At 35.3% G+C, this 18704-nt stretch carries 16 protein-coding genes; 13 read left to right on the forward strand and 3 right to left on the reverse strand.

Annotated features, from left to right (window positions below; translation table 11 throughout):
- Positions 1-18: 18 nt before the first annotated feature.
- Together porT and ubiE are read right to left on the reverse strand one after the other, a co-directional pair.
- Positions 19-795, reverse strand: a complete 777-nt coding sequence (gene porT / locus QWY86_RS08930) for a type IX secretion/gliding motility protein PorT/SprT (RefSeq protein WP_290241047.1) — start codon at positions 793-795, stop codon at positions 19-21.
- Positions 792-1523, reverse strand: a complete 732-nt coding sequence (ubiE, locus tag QWY86_RS08935) for a bifunctional demethylmenaquinone methyltransferase/2-methoxy-6-polyprenyl-1,4-benzoquinol methylase UbiE (protein WP_290241049.1) — start codon at positions 1521-1523, stop codon at positions 792-794. Before ubiE ends, porT begins: the two co-directional genes overlap by 4 nt.
- Before the next feature lie 167 nt (positions 1524-1690).
- Between ubiE and yihA the strand changes: the two genes are divergently transcribed.
- The 4 genes from yihA to QWY86_RS08955 all read left to right on the forward strand — a co-directional run bounded on the left by yihA (position 1691) and on the right by QWY86_RS08955 (position 7478).
- A complete protein-coding gene (gene yihA, locus QWY86_RS08940) occupies positions 1691-2314 on the forward strand; it encodes a ribosome biogenesis GTP-binding protein YihA/YsxC (protein WP_290241051.1) in 624 nt (207 codons plus the stop codon).
- Positions 2315-2517: 203 nt separating this feature from the next.
- The gene (locus QWY86_RS08945) at positions 2518-3375 is read left to right on the forward strand and encodes a UbiA-like polyprenyltransferase (protein ID WP_290241053.1); all 858 of its coding nucleotides are present in this window, start codon (positions 2518-2520) and stop codon (positions 3373-3375) included.
- 101 nt (positions 3376-3476) lie between these two features.
- Positions 3477-5183 (forward strand): M3 family oligoendopeptidase, encoded by a 1707-nt coding sequence (locus QWY86_RS08950; protein WP_290241055.1) that lies wholly within the window; start codon positions 3477-3479, stop codon positions 5181-5183.
- Between the two features lie 345 nt (positions 5184-5528).
- Complete coding sequence (locus QWY86_RS08955; RefSeq protein WP_290241057.1) at positions 5529-7478, forward strand: amino acid permease; 1950 nt, start codon at positions 5529-5531, stop codon at positions 7476-7478.
- Between the two features lie 1355 nt (positions 7479-8833).
- Here QWY86_RS08955 and QWY86_RS08960 read toward each other — a convergent pair.
- Positions 8834-10792, reverse strand: coding sequence for a KUP/HAK/KT family potassium transporter (locus QWY86_RS08960; RefSeq protein WP_290241060.1), 1959 nt, complete (start codon positions 10790-10792; stop codon positions 8834-8836).
- Positions 10793-11117: 325 nt separating this feature from the next.
- Here QWY86_RS08960 and QWY86_RS08965 point away from each other — a divergent pair, with 325 nt between their 5' ends.
- From QWY86_RS08965 to QWY86_RS09005, 9 genes are all read left to right on the forward strand, one after another.
- Complete coding sequence (locus QWY86_RS08965; RefSeq protein ID WP_290241062.1) at positions 11118-11588, forward strand: T9SS type A sorting domain-containing protein; 471 nt, start codon at positions 11118-11120, stop codon at positions 11586-11588.
- 78 nt (positions 11589-11666) lie between these two features.
- Positions 11667-12278, forward strand: coding sequence for a fumarylacetoacetate hydrolase family protein (locus QWY86_RS08970; RefSeq protein WP_290241064.1), 612 nt, complete (start codon positions 11667-11669; stop codon positions 12276-12278).
- Between the two features lie 5 nt (positions 12279-12283).
- A complete protein-coding gene (locus QWY86_RS08975) occupies positions 12284-14011 on the forward strand; it encodes a M23 family metallopeptidase (RefSeq protein WP_290241066.1) in 1728 nt (575 codons plus the stop codon).
- Between the two features lie 85 nt (positions 14012-14096).
- On the forward strand, positions 14097-14561 hold the full coding sequence (gene bcp, locus QWY86_RS08980) for a thioredoxin-dependent thiol peroxidase (protein WP_290241069.1): 465 nt from the start codon (positions 14097-14099) through the stop codon (positions 14559-14561).
- 57 nt (positions 14562-14618) lie between these two features.
- Positions 14619-15464 (forward strand): transketolase, encoded by an 846-nt coding sequence (locus tag QWY86_RS08985; protein WP_290241071.1) that lies wholly within the window; start codon positions 14619-14621, stop codon positions 15462-15464.
- Between the two features lie 87 nt (positions 15465-15551).
- Positions 15552-16508 carry a transketolase family protein gene (locus tag QWY86_RS08990; RefSeq protein WP_290241073.1) on the forward strand — a complete coding sequence of 319 codons (957 nt, stop codon included), beginning with the start codon at positions 15552-15554 and terminating at the stop codon, positions 16506-16508.
- 465 nt (positions 16509-16973) lie between these two features.
- Complete coding sequence (locus tag QWY86_RS08995; protein ID WP_290241075.1) at positions 16974-17534, forward strand: RNA polymerase sigma factor; 561 nt, start codon at positions 16974-16976, stop codon at positions 17532-17534.
- 33 nt (positions 17535-17567) lie between these two features.
- The gene (locus QWY86_RS09000; RefSeq protein WP_290241077.1) at positions 17568-18221 is read left to right on the forward strand and encodes a hypothetical protein; all 654 of its coding nucleotides are present in this window, start codon (positions 17568-17570) and stop codon (positions 18219-18221) included.
- 13 nt (positions 18222-18234) lie between these two features.
- Complete coding sequence (locus QWY86_RS09005; RefSeq protein WP_290241078.1) at positions 18235-18669, forward strand: hypothetical protein; 435 nt, start codon at positions 18235-18237, stop codon at positions 18667-18669.
- The last annotated feature ends 35 nt before the right edge of the window (positions 18670-18704 follow it).

Raw genomic sequence — 18704 nt, forward strand, 5'->3', positions numbered from 1 at the left:
TTTTTTTGGATTGCCTAGCTACTCAAAAAACAAGCTGAATGTAAAATGGCGTAACTTGGTTTTATCCAAAGGGTTTGCAAAAGCGGTATTATCGTGCTGAAGCAAATCATTTATGGAGTAAGAAACCTTTATCTCTGGCGACATTTTGAAGTACTCAAAGTATAAATCAAAACCAATTCCAGTTTCGTAAGATAAGTAATTCCTTCTATTTTTGAGCAATTTATTTAAAGGCATTTCACCTTCATCAAAAGTTTTCTTTTTAGAAGCAATATCCATTGAATATTTAGCACCGCCAATCCAATATGCCCTAAAATTATTTAAACGATTAGATTTTATTTTCAACAATAACGGAATCTCGAACATTGTTGCCTGAACCTTTTTTTCAATAAGTGTTTGAAAAGCTGGCGGTGTTATCGAATTATCTACAGGCTGCTCAATTGTTGGAGCAGGTTCGTATTCGTATCTAATTATCCTATCGCTAAAAATTAATGATGGCGTAGAACGTAAATCGAAGTTTTCAGAAATTCTTTTATTTATTACAAACCCTAAACCGAAACCAACCGATGGCGGACTGGAGATTGCTGTCATTGGCATAGTGAGTTGCTTTCCATCCAAAGGATCTAAATAAACATCACGCCAGTTAGCCTTTTTTAAAATTTTATATTCTGCGGAGATATACTGGAAACTGAAACCAAAATGTAAGTCTTCATCATCTACTCCTCCGCCCCAATTTTGGGCAAAAGCGGTAAATGTTACCATTAAAACGGGGATGATTAAGCTTACTTTTCTTATCATTTACTACCAATATATATAGAACTTATTCCAAACGTTAAAATTCTTTGTTTGGTACTTTTAAAGCCAATCTTTTCCATCAATCTCGTGAAATCCTCGCCATCCGGAAATGCAGCAACAGATTCTGGTAAATAAGTATATGCTCTGGCATCTTTAGAAAATAATTTTCCAAAAAATGGGGTAACTTGTTTAAAATAGAAACTATACAACTGCTTAACCGGAAAAACTCTTGGTTTTGAAAACTCAAGAATTACCATTTTTCCGCCTGGTTTTAAAACCCGAAACATATCTGTTAAGCCTTGCTCTAAATTTTCGAAATTGCGAACGCCATAAGCACATGTAATTGCATCAAAAGTATCATCATTAAAATGCAAACCTTCCGAATCGCCCACTTGAACAGAAAAAACGTCATTTAAATTCCGTTCATTAATTTTCTTTTTGGCAACATCAAGCATGCCTTCAGAAATATCCACACCTATAACTTTTTCAGGGCGAAGTTTTTTAATCGCCTCAAAAGCAAAATCTCCTGTCCCAGTAGCTACATCGAGCATAATTCTAGGTTGGATAGAAACCAATTCCTTAATTGCTTTTTTGCGCCATAAAACATCAATACCTAACGATAGGAAATGATTTAAAAAATCGTAAGTGCCTGAAATGTTATTAAACATGGTTGCAACCTGCTCTTTTTTAGTTGCATCTGCTGCGTGGTATGGAGTTATATTCTGATTCATGATATGTGGCAAAGATAGGGAAAAAGTCGGGAGTCGGAAGTCGGGAGTTGGAAGTCTTAGACGCGTTGATTAACCTAAAATTCAATTTTACATTTCAAACAGATTAATACTTTTTGACTATAGACTTCGGTCTTCGGACTTCCGACTCAAAACCCTACCTTTGCCATATGATTATTAAAACCGCAACCTTTATTTGCAGCAACACCCAGATTTCGGCCTTGCCTGCTCCGCTATTGCCGGAATATGCCTTTATTGGTCGTTCGAATGTGGGTAAATCTTCCCTAATAAATATGTTGGTTAATCACCATGGCTTGGCGAAAACATCGCAACGCCCCGGAAAAACTCAGCTTATAAATCACTTCCTGATAAATGAAAACTGGTACATAGTAGATTTACCAGGCTATGGTTATGCAAAGGTTTCTAAAACGAGCAGAGAAAAGTGGGAGAAATTTATTCGTGCTTACATCACAAAAAGAGAAAGTTTACAATGTGTTTTTGTTTTGATTGATAGCAGACTTGAACCACAGCAAATTGATATTGAATTTTGTTATTGGCTGGGCGAAAAACAAATTCCCTTTTCTTTGATTTTTACAAAGGCAGATAAGCAAGGTATGACGATTACTCAAAAAAATGTTGCAGCCTTTAAGAAAAAACTAGGAGAGTTCTTTGAAGAAATTCCGGCAACATTTATTACCTCTGCAGAAAAAGGGAATGGTAAAGATGATGTGTTAAATTTCATCACGGAAGTAAATAAAGATTTTGTTGTACCAACTGATTATAAGAGGTTTTAACTTTTAGTTCAATGGTTCATTAGTCATTGGTTCATTAGTTAGGGAATATCCATATGAACAATTTACCAATAATCAATTCAGCAATTAATCAATTAAACAATTTACCAATTCAGCAGTTTAACAATTGAGCAATTCAACAATTAACCATTTCAACAATAATCAATTAAACAGTTAACCAATTTAAACAGCTAACCCTGTTCTTAATGAAAAAATACTTTTCACTTGTATTATTTGCACACTCGGTTTTTGCATTACCATTCGCTATGATTGGTTTCTTTCTGAGTGTTACCACTACTGATAATCCCTTCTCGTGGTATAAGCTAATTTTAGTTTTGCTATGTATGGTTTTTGCACGTAACTCGGCAATGGCTTTTAATCGCTATCTGGACAGGAACATCGATGCTAAAAATCCGCGAACAAAAATGCGTGATATTCCTGCCGGGAAAGTTTCTGCCCGTGAAGCATTAATTTTTGTAATTGCCAATTGTGTATTATTTGCAGTTACAACCTATTTTATCAACCCACTTTGCTTGTATTTATCGCCAGTGGCATTATTTGTTGTATTATTTTACAGTTACACCAAACGTTTTACTGCACTTTGCCATTTGGTTTTAGGTTTGGGTTTAGCCTTAGCGCCAATTGGTGCATATGTTGCCGTAACCGGACAATTCGCCATTGTTCCGGTGTTATATTCTTTAACAGTTCTTTTTTGGGTAAGTGGTTTTGATATCATTTATGCCTTGCAGGATGAAGATTTCGACAGAGCGGAAAAATTACATTCAATTCCATCAGCTCTTGGCATAAAAAATGCACTAAACGTATCAGTTTTACTGCATATACTTTCTGCTTTTTGCGTGATTTTGCCAGTATTTTTTACAGCCTTTAGCTGGGTTTATTACGTTGGGATAATTTTTTTCTGTTCGATGTTAATTTACCAGCACCTACTTGTAAAACCTAATGACATCAGCAAGGTAAACCGTGCTTTCCAAACCTTAAATGGTTATGCATCGGTTGTATTTGCAATATGCTTTTTAATAGACGCTTACATAAAACATAAATAAATGAATGATTTACTTTTGAATGATTGATTAAATGACTGATTCTGCAGCATTCTCTAATTCTATCATTCTCTAAATCAATAATTCACTAATTAATCCAACCTATGATAATTAATAAAAAACCTAGAAAATATATACCTCAAGAACTTACAATCACTTGGGAAAGCCTGGAACCAATTTTTACTGAATTACAACAGCGTGAAATTAATAGTGCTGCCGAATTGGAAACCTGGTTAAAAGACAGATCGGAAATTGAAGCTGCTTTAGAAGAAGATTTTGCCTGGCGATATATTAAAATGAGTTGCGATACCGCGAACGAAGAATTGGTTAAAAACTTCCAGTATTTCGCTACAGAAATAGAACCAAAAATTTCCCCATTATCTAATGAATTGAATAAAAAATTCAGCGATAGTCCTTATATGGATGACTTAGACAAGGAAAAATATTTTGTTTACAGCAGAGCGATTAAAAAGGCTTTAGAACTTTATCGAGATGAAAATATTGAGCTTTTTACCGAATTACAGGTAAAACAGCAGAAATATCAAGGCATTACTGGCTCAATGAGTGTTGAAATTAATGGCCAGGAATATACACTTGAGCAGGCATCAATATTTGTTAAAGATTTAAATCGCGAAGTTCGTGAACATGCCTGGAAAACCATTCAGCAACGTAGGTTAGTTGATAAAGATGATTTAAACATCTTGTTTGACGAGCTGATTAAATTGCGTAATCAGGTTGCATTAAATGCTGGTTTCGAAAACTACCGTGATTATATGTTTCAGGCTTTAGGTCGCTTTGATTACACCCCACAAGATTGCTATGATTTTGCAAATGCAATTGAAAAGGAAATTGTGCCAATTTTAAAAGAACAATCAGAAAAAAGACGTGAAGCATTAGCTTTAGATACTTTAAAACCTTGGGATTTAGAAGTTAGTGTTAGCGGTAAACCTGCCCTTAAACCATTTAACAATGGTGATGAACTAATTGATAAAAGCATTGCTTGCTTTAATGCCATCGATGAAAAGCTTGGCAGCAAACTAGCAACGATGAAAGCTAATAATCTTTTTGATGTTGAAAGCAGAAAAGGTAAGGCTCCGGGTGGCTATAATTATCCATTGGCTGAAACCGGTGCACCATTTATCTTCATGAATTCTGCTAATTCGCTTCGCGATCTAACCACAATGGTACACGAAGGCGGACACGCAATACATACTTTCCTAACGGCTGATTTAGAATTAAACGATTTTAAACATTGCCCTTCGGAAGTTGCCGAATTGGCATCAATGAGTATGGAATTAATTTCTATGGATAACTGGGATGTTTATTTCGATAATCCGGAAGATTTAAATCGTGCTAAAAAAGAACAATTGGCCGATGTTTTAAAAACGCTGCCTTGGGTTGCCGTTATCGACCAATTTCAGCATTGGATTTATACAAATCCAGAACATACGGCAGCCGACAGAGAAGAAACCTTTAAACAAATTTACAACCGCTTTGGAGCAGGTTTTGCAGATTGGACCGAATTAGAACAACAGTTTGGAAACGTATGGCAAAAACAACTGCATTTATTCGAAGTTCCTTTTTACTACATCGAATATGCAATTGCACAGTTAGGCGCCATTGCTGTTTGGAAAAACTATAAAGAAAATCCTGAGAAAGCATTAGAACAATATTTAGATGCACTTGCTTTAGGCTATACAAAACCAATGAATGAGATTTACGAAACTGCAGGAATTAAATTTGATTTCAGTGCAGAATATGTTAAAGAACTAGCCGCCTTTGTAAAAGAAGAACTGGAAAAATTGGGATAATATTGGAAAGTTCGAACGTTGAAAAGTTGGAACGTTGAGAAGTTGAAATGGTTTTGAAGCATACAAAGAAGATTAAGCCGCAGCATTAATGTTGCGGCTTTTTTATTTCTAATTACAACTAACGTGCAGGTAAGTGCATGGATGTATTGGCTAAGAAAGTTCTACGCTAATTACCATAATCTGAAGGAGAAACCAATACGTCAAATATTTCTTCACTAATTACACGATATCCGAAAAAATACGCTCTGTGCCCTGACAAAAATCAACATTATTAAATTTATACCTTGCTTTAAACGTTTTTAACTGATATTTTTTTAAGTTTGAGGAATACAACAACCAAAACAAATGTTCGAAAAGCTATTCAGGAAGAAATCTATTTCCAAGATATTACAAGATGCAGCAAAAGGCTATGGCGACCATGATAGTTCCTTACATAAAACCCTCGGTGTTCGCGATTTAACTGCTTTTGGTATTGCGGCAATTATTGGTGCAGGTATATTCAGCACCATTGGAAAAGCGAGTGCAGATGGTGGTCCGGCGGTAATTTTCTTATTTATTTTTACAGCTGTTGCCTGTAGTTTTGCGGCCTTTGCTTATGCAGAATTTGCTTCAATGGTTCCGGTTTCTGGTAGTGCTTACACCTATTCTTATGTTGCATTTGGCGAATTAGTAGCCTGGATAATTGGATGGTCGCTGATTATGGAATATTCCATCGGAAATATTACAGTTGCCATTTCCTGGTCTGATTACTTTACCGGATTACTCTCCACCATAAAAATACCCGCCCTTGGCATTGAAGGCATTCATGTTCCCGATTGGATGACTATGGATTACCTGAGTGCTTATAACGGCCATAAACAAGCCGAAGCTTTATTGGCTGCCGGAAAAAATCTTGCTGATTTAGATACGGCCACAGCTTTGGCCAATAATGCCTGGTTAACCGCACCACAAATCGGTGGCTTTCATATCGTTGCCGATCTTCCTGCACTTGGTATTATTATTTTGATTACCTGGTTAATTTACCGCGGCATGAAGGAAAGCAGAAATGCAAGTAATGCGATGGTTGTGGTTAAACTTGCTGTAATTCTTTTGGTATTAGCGGTCGGTATTTTTTATGTTGATACAAGGAACTGGAATCCATTTGCGCCAAATGGCGTTAGTGGTGTTTTAAAAGGTGTATCGGCAGTATTTTTCGCCTATATCGGCTTTGATGCCATTTCAACAACGGCAGAAGAATGTAAAAACCCGCAACGCGATTTACCGCGTGGAATGATGTGGGCAATTATCATCTGTACCATTTTATACGTTGCAATCGCCTTGGTTTTAACCGGTATTGTTAAATCAGATACATTAGCCGTAGGCGACCCCTTAGCATTCGTTTTCGACCAGATTGATTTGAAATTAATGAGCGGTATTATTGCTGTAAGTGCTGTTTTTGCAATGGCTAGTGTGCTTTTGGTTTTTCAAATGGGGCAACCACGTATTTGGATGAGCATGAGTCGAGATGGCTTGCTACCAAAATCATTTTCTAAAATTCACCCGAAATACAAAACACCATCTTTCGCAACCATTGTTGTAGGTTTCGTTGTTGCTGTACCATCGCTGTTTATGAATTTAACCATCGTAACCGACCTTTGTTCAATCGGTACTTTATTTGCATTTGTATTGGTTTGTGCTGGTGTTTTGGTATTACAAAACCGTCCAGATGTGCAACGGGGCAAATTCAAAATCCCGTATGTAAACAGTAAGTATATTGTTCCGGTTGGCTTTATTGCAGGCTTAATTTTCGCATTCACACAATATGGCAAAGAAACAAAAGCTTTCTTTTTAAACTCGCCAAAAACGGTACAAACTGTAAATTTTGTAACATCACTAACCGGAGATGAGTTGAGAATTGTTAAACAGGAGATTATTACCAATGCAAAGCCACAAATTATTTTAAGTGATAAAGTAGATGCTGAATCCTATTTAAGCAGCTTACCTGCTGATAGATATGAGCAATTTATCTCCGCTTCAAAAATTACAATAGAGAAGAAATATGAAAGCGGCTGGAGTTTATTTAAACATAAAATACCAATGTGGATTTTCCTGATTATCTGTGTAATAATATGTTACTACTGTGTTACTAAAAATCTATCCCTAATTCCGGTTTTAGGCCTAATCAGCTGCCTTTATATGATGTGCGAATTAGGTATCTCAAACTGGATTGGCTTTGGAATCTGGCTAATTGTAGGTTTAATTGTTTATTTTGCTTACGGTTTCAAAAACAGTAAACTGGCCAAAGAAAACGCTTAAAAATTTGCTTTCATGAAAAGTACAATCAGTTTTTCTTTTTAATTTTCAATTGAGTTGTTACCCTGGATTTTAATTTCCGGTCGGTGAAACATCAACCGCTAGATTTATATAAATTAATTGCTTATTGTTAATAATAAAATTGATTTAATCCTGATTTTGCCTAACCCTTTGAAATTTCATGACTAAGGCATCTTTGCTATAACTCTATAAGGGAATCCAAGTGTAATTTTCTCATTTGACTTGAGGAAAGAAAGCTTAGCATTTGACCCTGATTTTGTTTACCCTTTGGTGCAGATTTGTTAACCCTTTCATTACCCTTCGTTAACCCATTCATTACCCATTGTTAACCCTAAGGGTTAATAAAGGGTTACTAAACACTTATTAAATAGTCTATTAGTACTAGGGCAATGTTGAACCAATACACTGTGGTTAAAGTAGAGGACAGACATGATGGCAGTTAATACCTCCTTAAGAATATGCGCAAAATGAATAGCTACTCCTATCAATGGAATGCTTTAAATGAGGGTTTAGCAAATTGTTTTCCCGAAAAAACCAACCACAATTTGTTTTCGTATATGATGCTGAGAGCGTTAATTTAGATGAGCAGGTTACAGCATTTTGTTGTACCTGCTTTTTTTATGGCAAAAACTTACGAAGTATAAGCTCACTATTAATAGACTTCGTTCGTTTATCGAGTAAACTATTTTTAGCCCAACTCTATTAAAGTCGTCATTTCGAGCGCAGCCGAGAAATCTTTGTAGCTAATTTTAAGGATTTATCTACATAAAGCGCTTTACAATTCTCCAAAGTTGGAATGTGAAATAAAAATCGGTACAATGAGTTTTTGCATTTAGCTTGTTGCTTTAGGAACAACCTTTGATTCTAGCCCCGACATACGCGGAAATACTTTTGGTTTGTAGCAACCTTGAATAATATGTCATTCTGAGGAACGAAGAATCTGCAAGCGATGATACAGATTCTTCGTTCCTCAGAATGACAGAGTTTAACCAAAAGATTGCAGCATTGGCGGGAACAAATTGACCGATGAGCAGTTTCCTTGCGCTTCAAAAAATATATCAAAATCTATTAAAATTATCCTTAAAGATTTCTGCACTACGGTCGGAATGAAAGAAATGAAACATAATTAAAAGCAATGAAAAAAGTCTCTTAAAACTTAATTTAAGAGACTTTGATTCGCATATTATTTTTTCTTCACGAAAGCCATTGTGGTAATAATACCAAGCCCGGCGAAAGATGCTATCATGAAAACATCAGCGTGATTCCAATTTAAAATTTTCGCAACTGGTCCTAAAAGAAAAAGGCAAATTGCTATAATTACAAGATATTTTCTCATACTAAACTGGCAATCTGTGCAGTTCGATATCGTCTGGAGTTACGAAAATCAGCGGTACCTTTTCTACATCCACGTAACTGCTATCCAAGCCGAAACTGCGCTCTTCTGATAAACTTAGCTTTTTCAAAATGAAATAGTAATCCATAATGGTGCGCTCGTAAAAACTCAGTTTTGTAAATTTCGATAGGTGTTTTTCTAATAACACAAAGCGGAAATCGCCAGCTATTTTATGTTTATTTAACGAGGTATATTGACTTGTAATATCGATTTCGCCATTTTTTACAAGCTCTTCTACTACCTTTCGGTAAAGCAAATTTACTCTTTGCTCAATTCTAAAACCTAATCTAAAATCGATACGGATTAACTTACCGGGAATTAGGAATTCTACTTTATATTCAAGTGTATAGGGTTCATCCATTACATCAACGTGTACCAACCAATAAACATCGGCACGTTTTGGTTCTTTCTGAATAATAGAATAAATAATCTTCGATTCGATTTCGGTTTTGAAGTTTGCACTTGTTAAATAAACCAGCTGCGATGAATATTTAGGGACCGATTCATCGCTACTCAGCTCGCTTAAAATCTGATAATAATCCTCAATTTCTACGTATTTAACAAAGCGGTTTTTAATTTTTCTTGCTACAAACCAACTCCACATAATAGTAAAAAGTAAAGAGCCGATTAAAACGGTTACCCAACCACCATGCAAAAATTTAGTTAAATTACTAATTAGAAAAGTGCCTTCAATAATTACATAAGTTGCAAAGAAAATGGCAATTAAATAGCGTGGAAAACGTCTGCTTCGTAAGTAAAAACTAACCAAAATGGTTGTCATTAGCATGGCGATGGTTATAGATAAACCATAAGCAGCATCCATACTTTCAGATTTTCTGAATAACAGTACAATACCACAGCAACCTATCCAAAGCATCCAATTTATAGATGGAACATATAATTGACCTTTAGAAACCGATGGATAAATAATTTTAATTTTAGGCCAAAGGTTTAAACGAACTGCCTCAGATATCAGTGTGAACGAGCCGCTAATTAAAGCCTGACTAGCAATTACCGCCGCCATTGTTGCCAATATTACCATTGGTACCTGGAACTGATCTGGCACAATCATAAAAAAAGGATTCATTTTTGCACCTGGAACATAGGTTGCACTATTGTGTAAAATCCATACACCTTGACCTAAGTAATTAAGAATTAAGGTAATTTTTACAAAAATCCAACTTATTCGTATATTATTTCGCCCACAATGACCTAAGTCTGAATACAATGCTTCTGCCCCTGTTGTACACAAGAAAACTCCACCTAAAATTAGGAATGCTAATTTATTGGTTATAAGCAAATGAATAGCCCAATATGGATTAAAAGCGCTTAGTATAGAAAAATCTTTAACTATAAATGTTACACCCAAAATACCTAAAACGGCAAACCAGATAAACATAACAGGACCAAATAATTTGCCTACTAGATTAGTACCAAATTGTTGAATTATAAATAAAATGGTTAGAATAACCAATACAATTGGTATAACCTGGATATCAAACTTGCGTGTTAAGCCCTCTATTGCTGATGTTACGGTAATACTTGGCGTAATAATACCATCGGCTAAAAGCGCACAGCCACCCACAACAGCAGGCAACACTAACCATTTGGCTTTTTTTCTTACTAAAGAGAAAAGCGAAAAAATACCACCTTCGCCCTTATTATCAGCCCGTAAAGTTATAATAACATATTTTACGGTGGTTTGTAAGGTAAGTGTCCAGATGATGCAAGACAGTACGCCTAGAACATTTGTTGGATTAATGTTTTGCTTACCACCCAAAATGGTGGTAAAAATAGCGTTTAACGTATATAAAGGAGAAGTACCGATATCACCGAAAACGATACCTAAACTTATCAAAACTCCGCCAGCTGTTAGCGCATTTACATTTTTATGATTTGACACTTCATTAATAATTTTAGTGCGGCAAAAGTAAACTAACTATAACAATTTAACAACCAATTTATTGTGTATTTTCAACACTATGAAGAGAAGCTATTTATTCTGAATGAAATGAACGATTTAAGCATATCTAAAACGTTTTTGTTCAACTTAAAAAAACCTGATACGTAAAAAAACAAAATTTATTGTTAAATTGTGTTAAAATAATATGTTTATATAAAATGTTTAATTTCTTTGTATTAAATTAATACATTTGCTATACAATTTGATGAAACTCTACCCAAAGATAATGCTTCTCATAAATATTACATGCGTATTTTGCATGCTAATGTTTTGCGCATTAAATTCTTGGGGGCAACAATCAGATAGCATACATTTCAGCCTAAAGTCGAAGGCAAAAAAATCAAGTAAAATTCCAGAAATCAAAGCTAACATACAGCCATATAAACCACTTTACACACAAATTGGTGGCTCGGGTATGTTTAACTCTTATTCGGGAACAAATACAAAAACTGCAATTAGTGCTTCGAAGGATAAATTATTAACTATAGTTAAAATTTACCCAAATCCGGTTCAAGATCAGTTAAATATAATCCTTTCCTTAAATAAGGATACTCAAGTTACCATTAAAATTATTGATTTATTGGGCAACGAAGTGGTAACATTAGCAAACGAGCGTTTAAATTCTGGCGAGCAAACAAAAAGCTACACCATTCCTAGCAGATTAAATGCTGGTATTTACTTTTTACGTGTTTTGGCAGGCTCAGAATACCAGGTAAAACGAATCTCAGTTTTATAACCCCAATATCTTTTCTATTTTTGGGATATTCAGGAGGTTTTCTAAAAATCTCGTTTTCAATACCTCAAATTAATCGACATGAAAATCATAGCCATTGGCAGAAATTATGCAGAACATGCAAAAGAACTTAACAATCCGGTTCCAACAACGCCAGTAATATTTTTAAAACCAGATACTGCCTTACTAAAGGATAATAAGCCATTTTACCATCCGGATTTTTCTGATGATGTACACTATGAATTGGAAGTAGTTTTAAAAGTTTGTAAAGAAGGAAAACATATTTCGGAAAAATTTGCTTCAAATTATTACGATGAAATTGGTTTAGGCATCGATTTTACTGCCCGCGATATTCAAAGTAAACATAAAGAAAAAGGTTTGCCGTGGGAGCTCGCTAAAGCTTTCGATAATTCAGCACCTGTAAGTATTTTTCAACCAAAATCTGATTTTGAAGACTTATATAATTTGAATTTCGAATTAAAAGTAAACGGAACGCAACGCCAAATAGGCAACACTAAAGACTTGTTGTTTTCGTTTGAGAAGATTATAAGCTTTGTTTCACAATACATCACTTTAAAAAAAGGCGATTTAATATTTACGGGTACACCTGCCGGAGTTGGTAAAGTAGATAAAGGTGATAAGCTAGAAGCTTGGCTGGAAGGAAAACAACTATTAAATTTTGAGGTTAAATAAAACAAATGCGATTCATAAATACCAAATCTATATCTCCCCTCTTATTATTAAGCTTTTTAATTTCAACACAAACATTATTTGCGCAACAAATTTTTAGCAGCAATAAATATCCGCTTACTTATTTTAGGCAGCCTTTGGATATTACACCACCTGCTTTAGCTGGTTCTTTTGGAGAGATAAGAGGCAATCACTTTCATTCTGGTATTGATTTTAGAACCAATCAACGTGAGGGTTATCCGGTTTATGCAGTAGCAGATGGTTATGTTTCGCGTTTACGTGTGCAAAATAGTGGTTTCGGACAAGCGCTTTATATTACTCACCCAAATGGATTTACATCCGTTTATGGGCATGTACAACGTTTTGCACCAAAAATTGCTGCGATTGTAAAAAACCTGGAATACGAAAAGAAATCATTCGAGATAGATGAATTTCCAAGTGAAACTCAAATTCCGGTTCGTAAAGGTGAAGTGATTGCCTGGTCTGGGAACCGAGGCAGCTCGGGCGGTCCGCACTTGCATTTCGAGATTAGAGATAGTAAAACAGAAGAAACCATTAACCCTCAGTTTTTTGGAATTGATATTCCGGATAATATCCCTCCGGTAATTTATAGTTTGTATGCTTACAAGTTAAACGGTAAACCATTTACAGAGAATACGCCAAAACAAGCAATTGCGATAACTGGAGGTAGTGGCTCATACAAAGCTGTGCCTGTAAATTTAACCGGAGAAATTGGTTTTGGCGTGGTTACAACCGACAGACATAATGGTTTATCAGGTCTTAATGGCGTTTATTCTATCCAATTGGAGCTCGATGGAAAAATGATTTATACTTCTGCATTAGAGCGTTTTTCATTTGAAGATAGTAAAGCCATCAATTCGCATATTGATTATCCAACTTATTTAAATACAAAGCGAAGTATTCAGAAGAGTTTTGTAGAACCCGGAAACCGATTAAGCATTTACAGCAATTTAATAAATAGCGGAAAAATAAATTTTACGGATGGCGGGATTCATCAATTGAAATACATTATAACAGATTCAAAAGGGAATGCATCATCCTTATCATTTTCTGTTCAGGCGGGTATTGCAGCCCCAACAGTAACAAGTATTCCTGCAGGGATTAATTTCAGCTACAATAAAGTAAATGAGTTTAATAATGATGAAATAAAGGTTATTTTTCCTATGGGAACTTTATATAATGATTTAAATTTCATCTACAAAAAAACGCCTAAAACTACTGGAAATGCATGGTCAAACATTCATCAAATCCATAATCGATATACGCCATTACATACAGGTTTTGAGCTATCCATAAAAGCAGATAATTTACCAGAAGAACTAAGAGAGAAGGCATTAATCATAAATACAAATGGCTCATCGCAAGGCGGAAGTTTTGTTAACGGATTTGTTAAGGCAAACCCTAGAAACTTTGGTAGTTTTTACATTGCTGCTGATACAATTGCACCACGCATTATTCCCACAAACATTTCTGAAGGAAAAAGTATGGCTGGTTTTTCAAAAATTTTATTCAAAATCAGTGATAATCTTTCGGGTATTAAAAGCTTTAACGGTTATATTGATGGCAAATGGGTATTAATGGAATTTGATGCAAAAACAGCAACCTTGTGGCACAGTTTTGATGAGCGAACAAGCGCCGGTAAGCACACTTTAGAATTAGTTGTTGATGATGTGAAGAATAACATCAAACGTTATTCTGTGTCATTTTTTAGGTAGCAGTTGCAATTTAAGCTAACCTAATCCTCAATTCATTGTTATATTACTAAATTGCATAACCAACAAAAATCATTCATATAATTATATGGCAGAATTAAAAGAAGGCGATATTGCTCCGGCAATTACTTCAAAAAATGAAAAAGGCGAATCAGTTTCTTTAAGCGATTATAAAGGAAAAACAGTTGTTTTGTATTTTTATCCAAAGGATGATACGCCCGGTTGCACAGCCGAAGCTTGCGATTTTAGAGATAACTACCAAGGTTTACTAGCAAAAGATATTGTTGTATTAGGTGTAAGTGTTGATGATGAAAAATCTCACCAAAAATTTATTACAAAACACAGCTTACCCTTTACACTTCTTGCCGATACCGACCAGAAGATCGTGAATGATTACGGCGTTTGGGCAGAAAAAAACATGTATGGCAAAAAATACATGGGTACCGTTCGGACTACTTTTATTATCGATTCCGCTGGAAAAATCTCTCATATTATTAAAAAAGTAGATACCAAAAATGCTACTCAGCAAGTACTAGATTTAATCAATAACTAATTATGATATGGCAAGTAAAATATTAACTTTGCTATGTAACAATAACCTCATATTTTAATGAAACATACAATAAAAGAGCTAGAAGATATTGCCTCTCAAATCAGAAGAGATATCGTAAGAATGGTTCACGGATGTCAATCTGGCCACCCGGGTGCTTCGCTTGGATGTACAGATTTTTTTACAGCTTTATATTTTGAAGTGCTAAACCATAAAACGGATTTTACAATGAAAGGTGATGGAGAAGATTTATTCTTCTTATCTAACGGTCATATTTCTCCGGTTTGGTATAGTACATTAGCTCACGCGGGTTATTTTGATAAAAGCGAATTGGCTACTTTCCGTAAGCTGGATTCAAGATTACAAGGTCACCCGACAACTCACGAACACTTACCTGGAATACGTATTGCATCTGGCTCGCTAGGTCAAGGTTTATCTGTTGCCATTGGTGCAGCATTGGCTAAGAAATTAAATGGCGATAAATCACTTGTTTTCGCTTTGTTAGGTGATGGAGAATTACAAGAAGGACAAAACTGGGAAGCAGCAATGTTTGCCCCTTTCAATAAAGTTGATCATTTAATCGCATCTGTTGATTACAACGGACAGCAAATCGATGGCCCTACAAGCAAAGTTTTGGCTTTAGATGATTTACAAGCAAAATTTGAAGCTTTTGGATGGCATGTAATCAATACAGATGGGAACGATATGAAAGCTATTGTGGAAGGTTTACATTATGCAAAAACGTTAACCGGAAAAGGCAAACCTATTTTAAATTTGATGAGCACACAAATGGGTGCTGGTGTAGATTATATGATGGGTACGCACAAATGGCATGGTACCGCACCAAATGATGAGCAATTAGCCGCAGCATTAGCGCAATTACCAGAAACTTTAGGGGATTATTAGAGTTGAAAGTTCGGAGTTAAAAGTTTAGAGCCGAAAGGCAAAAGCTTAAAACGAAAAACGGAAAACGACAAACAAAAAATTAAGATTGTGAAAAAATACACATATACAGAAAAAAAAGATACTCGTTCAGGTTTCGGAGCTGGCTTACATGAAGCCGGAAAGAAAAACGAGAATGTAGTTGCATTGTGTGCCGATTTAGTTGGCTCTTTAAAAATGGATGCTTTTATTAAAGATTTTCCGGAGCGTTTTACACAAGTTGGTATTGCAGAAGCAAATATGATTGGCATTGCCGCAGGTATGACAATTGGTGGCAAAATTCCATTTACAGGTACATTTGCTAACTTTTCTACAGGTCGTGTTTACGATCAGATTCGCCAATCGGTTGCTTACTCAAATAAAAACGTAAAAATCTGTGCATCTCACGCTGGTTTAACTTTAGGTGAGGATGGTGCAACACACCAGATTTTAGAAGATATCGGTTTAATGAAAATGTTACCAGGCATGGTGGTTATTAATCCTTGCGATTACAACCAAACCAAAGCGGCAACAATTGCCATTGCTGAATACGAAGGTCCGGTTTACTTACGTTTCGGTCGCCCGGTGATTCCTGTTTTTACAGATCCTGACCAAAAATTTGAAATTGGTAAAGCATGGATGGTTAATGAAGGTACCGATGTAACCATTATAGCAACCGGCCACATGGTTTGGAAAGCGATTGAAGCTGGCGAGAAATTAGCAGAGCTGGGTATCGATGCTGAAATTATAAACATCCACACCATTAAACCTTTGGATGATGATGCCATCTTAAAATCGGCTAAGAAAACTGGTTGTGTAGTCACCTGCGAAGAGCATAATAAATTTGGTGGTTTAGGCGAAAGCGTTGCCCGTTTGTTAACAACAGAATTGCCAACTCCTCAAGAATTTGTTGCAACTAATGATACTTTTGGCGAAAGTGGTACACCAGACCAATTAATGTCGAAATACGGTTTAGATGCAGTTAATATTGTAGAAGCTGCTCAAAAAGTAATCGGCAGAAAAAAATAAAAAGCAAATATTAAGCGCCCAATAAATAATATTTTTGGGCGTTTATTTTTTGAAAAGGAACGTACAGAAGTACTTCGCAATTGTAGTCCCGCCATTCGCTATAGTCCCGATGAAGAATCGGGAGCTGCCGCTGCTGTCGGGTTTAGAAACAAGGTTCTTGCATAAACTACTGATTTGGCGCATTAATTTGAACAACCCTTTGTATATAAAGCTGATTACGGTGAATATGCATGAGGATTTTTAAATCTTTGAGGGGCATCCCCCTTTGAAGGATGCAGGGGGAGGAAATTTTGAAAACCAACCCTTTGTACACAAACCTGATTGAAGTGGAAAGCCCGCAATTCCGATTTTCTCGGGAGCGGCTTGTAATGAAAAGCAGGACTGTTGTAATGGAAGAACAGTACACGTAAATTTTCTAAAAATTAAGATTTAGTTTGATAAAAGCTTACTTTCAAAATCCCATTAATGAAACAAGTTGAAGATTCGGAAATTCTTGCCATGTTTGCCGTTGAGCGCACTCGAAATGAAGCTTTTAACTTGTTATTAAAAAAATATCAGCAAAAAATTTACTGGCACATTCGTCGCCTGGTTTTAAACCACGATGATTGTGATGATTTAATACAGGAAGTTTTTGTAAAGGTTTGGAAAAACCTCGATAAATTTAGAAGCGACTCTCAGCTTTACACCTGGATTTACCGCATTGCGACAAATGAATCCATTACATTCCTAAACAAACAGAAGCAAAAAAACAACACACCTTTAGATGAAGTTTCTTCAGAACTTGCAGATAATTTAGTGGCTTCATCTTATTTCAATGGTGATAAATTAGAATTGAAATTGCAAAAGGCCATTCTTACACTTCCAGAGAAACAGAGAATAATCTTCAATATGAAATACTTTGATGATATGAAATATGAAGAAATTTCTGAAGTGCTCGGAACATCAGTAGGTGCTTTAAAGGCATCATTTCACATCGCTGCAAAAAAAATTGAAGCTTTTATTACAAATGATGAGATTGACTATTAAACCTTTTCACATTTATTATATCATATAACAGTGATGAATGAGAATTTAGAAAATAACGACTGGATTGAGGATGCACCAACACTTGCCAAGATGGTTAAGCGTAATCCTTTTTTAGTTCCGAATGGATATTTCGATAATTGTGGACAAGACGCTTGGAACCAACTTTTTTTAGATGGTTTAAAACAAAACACCAGTAATAATGCATTTGAAGTTCCGGTAAATTACTTTGAGGAATTAACCGAAATTATTGAGACCAGAATTGCGCTGGAAGAGATTAATTTACCAATTAAGTGTTTTGCTGTTCCGGAAAATTACTTTGAAACGCTTCAAAATCGTATAAACGTTAAAATAGCTGCTGAAGAGACAAAACCAAAAGAAGCAAAGGTTATTCCGTTGTGGAAAAGAGATTTTATTAAATATGCAAGTGCGGCATGTTTTGTATTAATGGCATCTTTTGGAGTGTATTTTTATCAAAATAACCAAAGCATTGCTACTAGTGCAAATCAGCTTCAATCTGCCGAAATGACAAATGATTTGATGCTTTATGATATTGATGAAAGTACAATTATTGAGCATGTTGAAGCACAAAATAAATCAATTAAAACAAATGTTTCTGCCTCAGATACAGAAATGGAAAACTACATACTGAGTAATTATTCATCAACAGATTTAGCTCAGGAATTATAATATGAATACTAAAATGAAGAATTTATTTTTTGTCGCCTTTATGTTAATGTTACCATCAATATTGTTGGCGCAAAGACCAAAAGGAGAAGAAATAGAATCGCTGAAGATTGCCTTTTTTACTAAAAAGTTAGATTTATCTGCTGATGAAGCAAAGGTTTTTTGGCCAATTTACAATGATATGCAAGCGGAGCAAAATTCGCTTAGAAAAGAACGTTTTCAAAAAATGATTTCTTTTAGAAAGGTTGATGAAATTGACAACTTAAGTGATGCGCAAGTTCAAAGTTTAATTACCAGCGAATTCGATTTTCGCCAAAGGGATTTAAACTTAGAGAAAAAGTACTACTATAAATTAAAATCTGCTCTGCCAATTAAAACAGTTGGCAAGTATTATAGAGCACAGGAAGCCTTTAAGCGAGAGTTACTAAATAGATTTAGAGATAAACAGTAATAAAAAAGACCTTGCCGAACGCAAGGTCTTTTTTA

The organism is Pedobacter aquatilis, from assembly GCF_030409415.1.
Taxonomy (GTDB): Bacteria; Bacteroidota; Bacteroidia; order Sphingobacteriales; family Sphingobacteriaceae; genus Pedobacter; species Pedobacter aquatilis.

Bases quoted from the DNA above. Each gene is read 5' to 3' on its own strand.
- ubiE (WP_290241049.1), bottom strand. From the start codon at position 1,523: ATGAATCAGAATATAACTCCATACCACGCAGCAGATGCAACTAAAAAA.
- QWY86_RS08955 (WP_290241057.1), top strand. From the start codon at position 5,529: ATGTTCGAAAAGCTATTCAGGAAGAAATCTATTTCCAAGATATTACAA.
- porT (WP_290241047.1), bottom strand. From the start codon at position 795: ATGATAAGAAAAGTAAGCTTAATCATCCCCGTTTTAATGGTAACATTT.
- bcp (WP_290241069.1), top strand. From the start codon at position 14,097: ATGGCAGAATTAAAAGAAGGCGATATTGCTCCGGCAATTACTTCAAAA.
- yihA (WP_290241051.1), top strand. From the start codon at position 1,691: ATGATTATTAAAACCGCAACCTTTATTTGCAGCAACACCCAGATTTCG.
- QWY86_RS09005 (WP_290241078.1), top strand. From the start codon at position 18,235: ATGAAGAATTTATTTTTTGTCGCCTTTATGTTAATGTTACCATCAATA.
- QWY86_RS08970 (WP_290241064.1), top strand. From the start codon at position 11,667: ATGAAAATCATAGCCATTGGCAGAAATTATGCAGAACATGCAAAAGAA.
- QWY86_RS08985 (WP_290241071.1), top strand. From the start codon at position 14,619: ATGAAACATACAATAAAAGAGCTAGAAGATATTGCCTCTCAAATCAGA.
- QWY86_RS08975 (WP_290241066.1), top strand. From the start codon at position 12,284: ATGCGATTCATAAATACCAAATCTATATCTCCCCTCTTATTATTAAGC.
- QWY86_RS08950 (WP_290241055.1), top strand. From the start codon at position 3,477: ATGATAATTAATAAAAAACCTAGAAAATATATACCTCAAGAACTTACA.
- QWY86_RS09000 (WP_290241077.1), top strand. From the start codon at position 17,568: ATGAATGAGAATTTAGAAAATAACGACTGGATTGAGGATGCACCAACA.
- QWY86_RS08945 (WP_290241053.1), top strand. From the start codon at position 2,518: ATGAAAAAATACTTTTCACTTGTATTATTTGCACACTCGGTTTTTGCA.
- QWY86_RS08995 (WP_290241075.1), top strand. From the start codon at position 16,974: ATGAAACAAGTTGAAGATTCGGAAATTCTTGCCATGTTTGCCGTTGAG.
- QWY86_RS08965 (WP_290241062.1), top strand. From the start codon at position 11,118: ATGTTTTGCGCATTAAATTCTTGGGGGCAACAATCAGATAGCATACAT.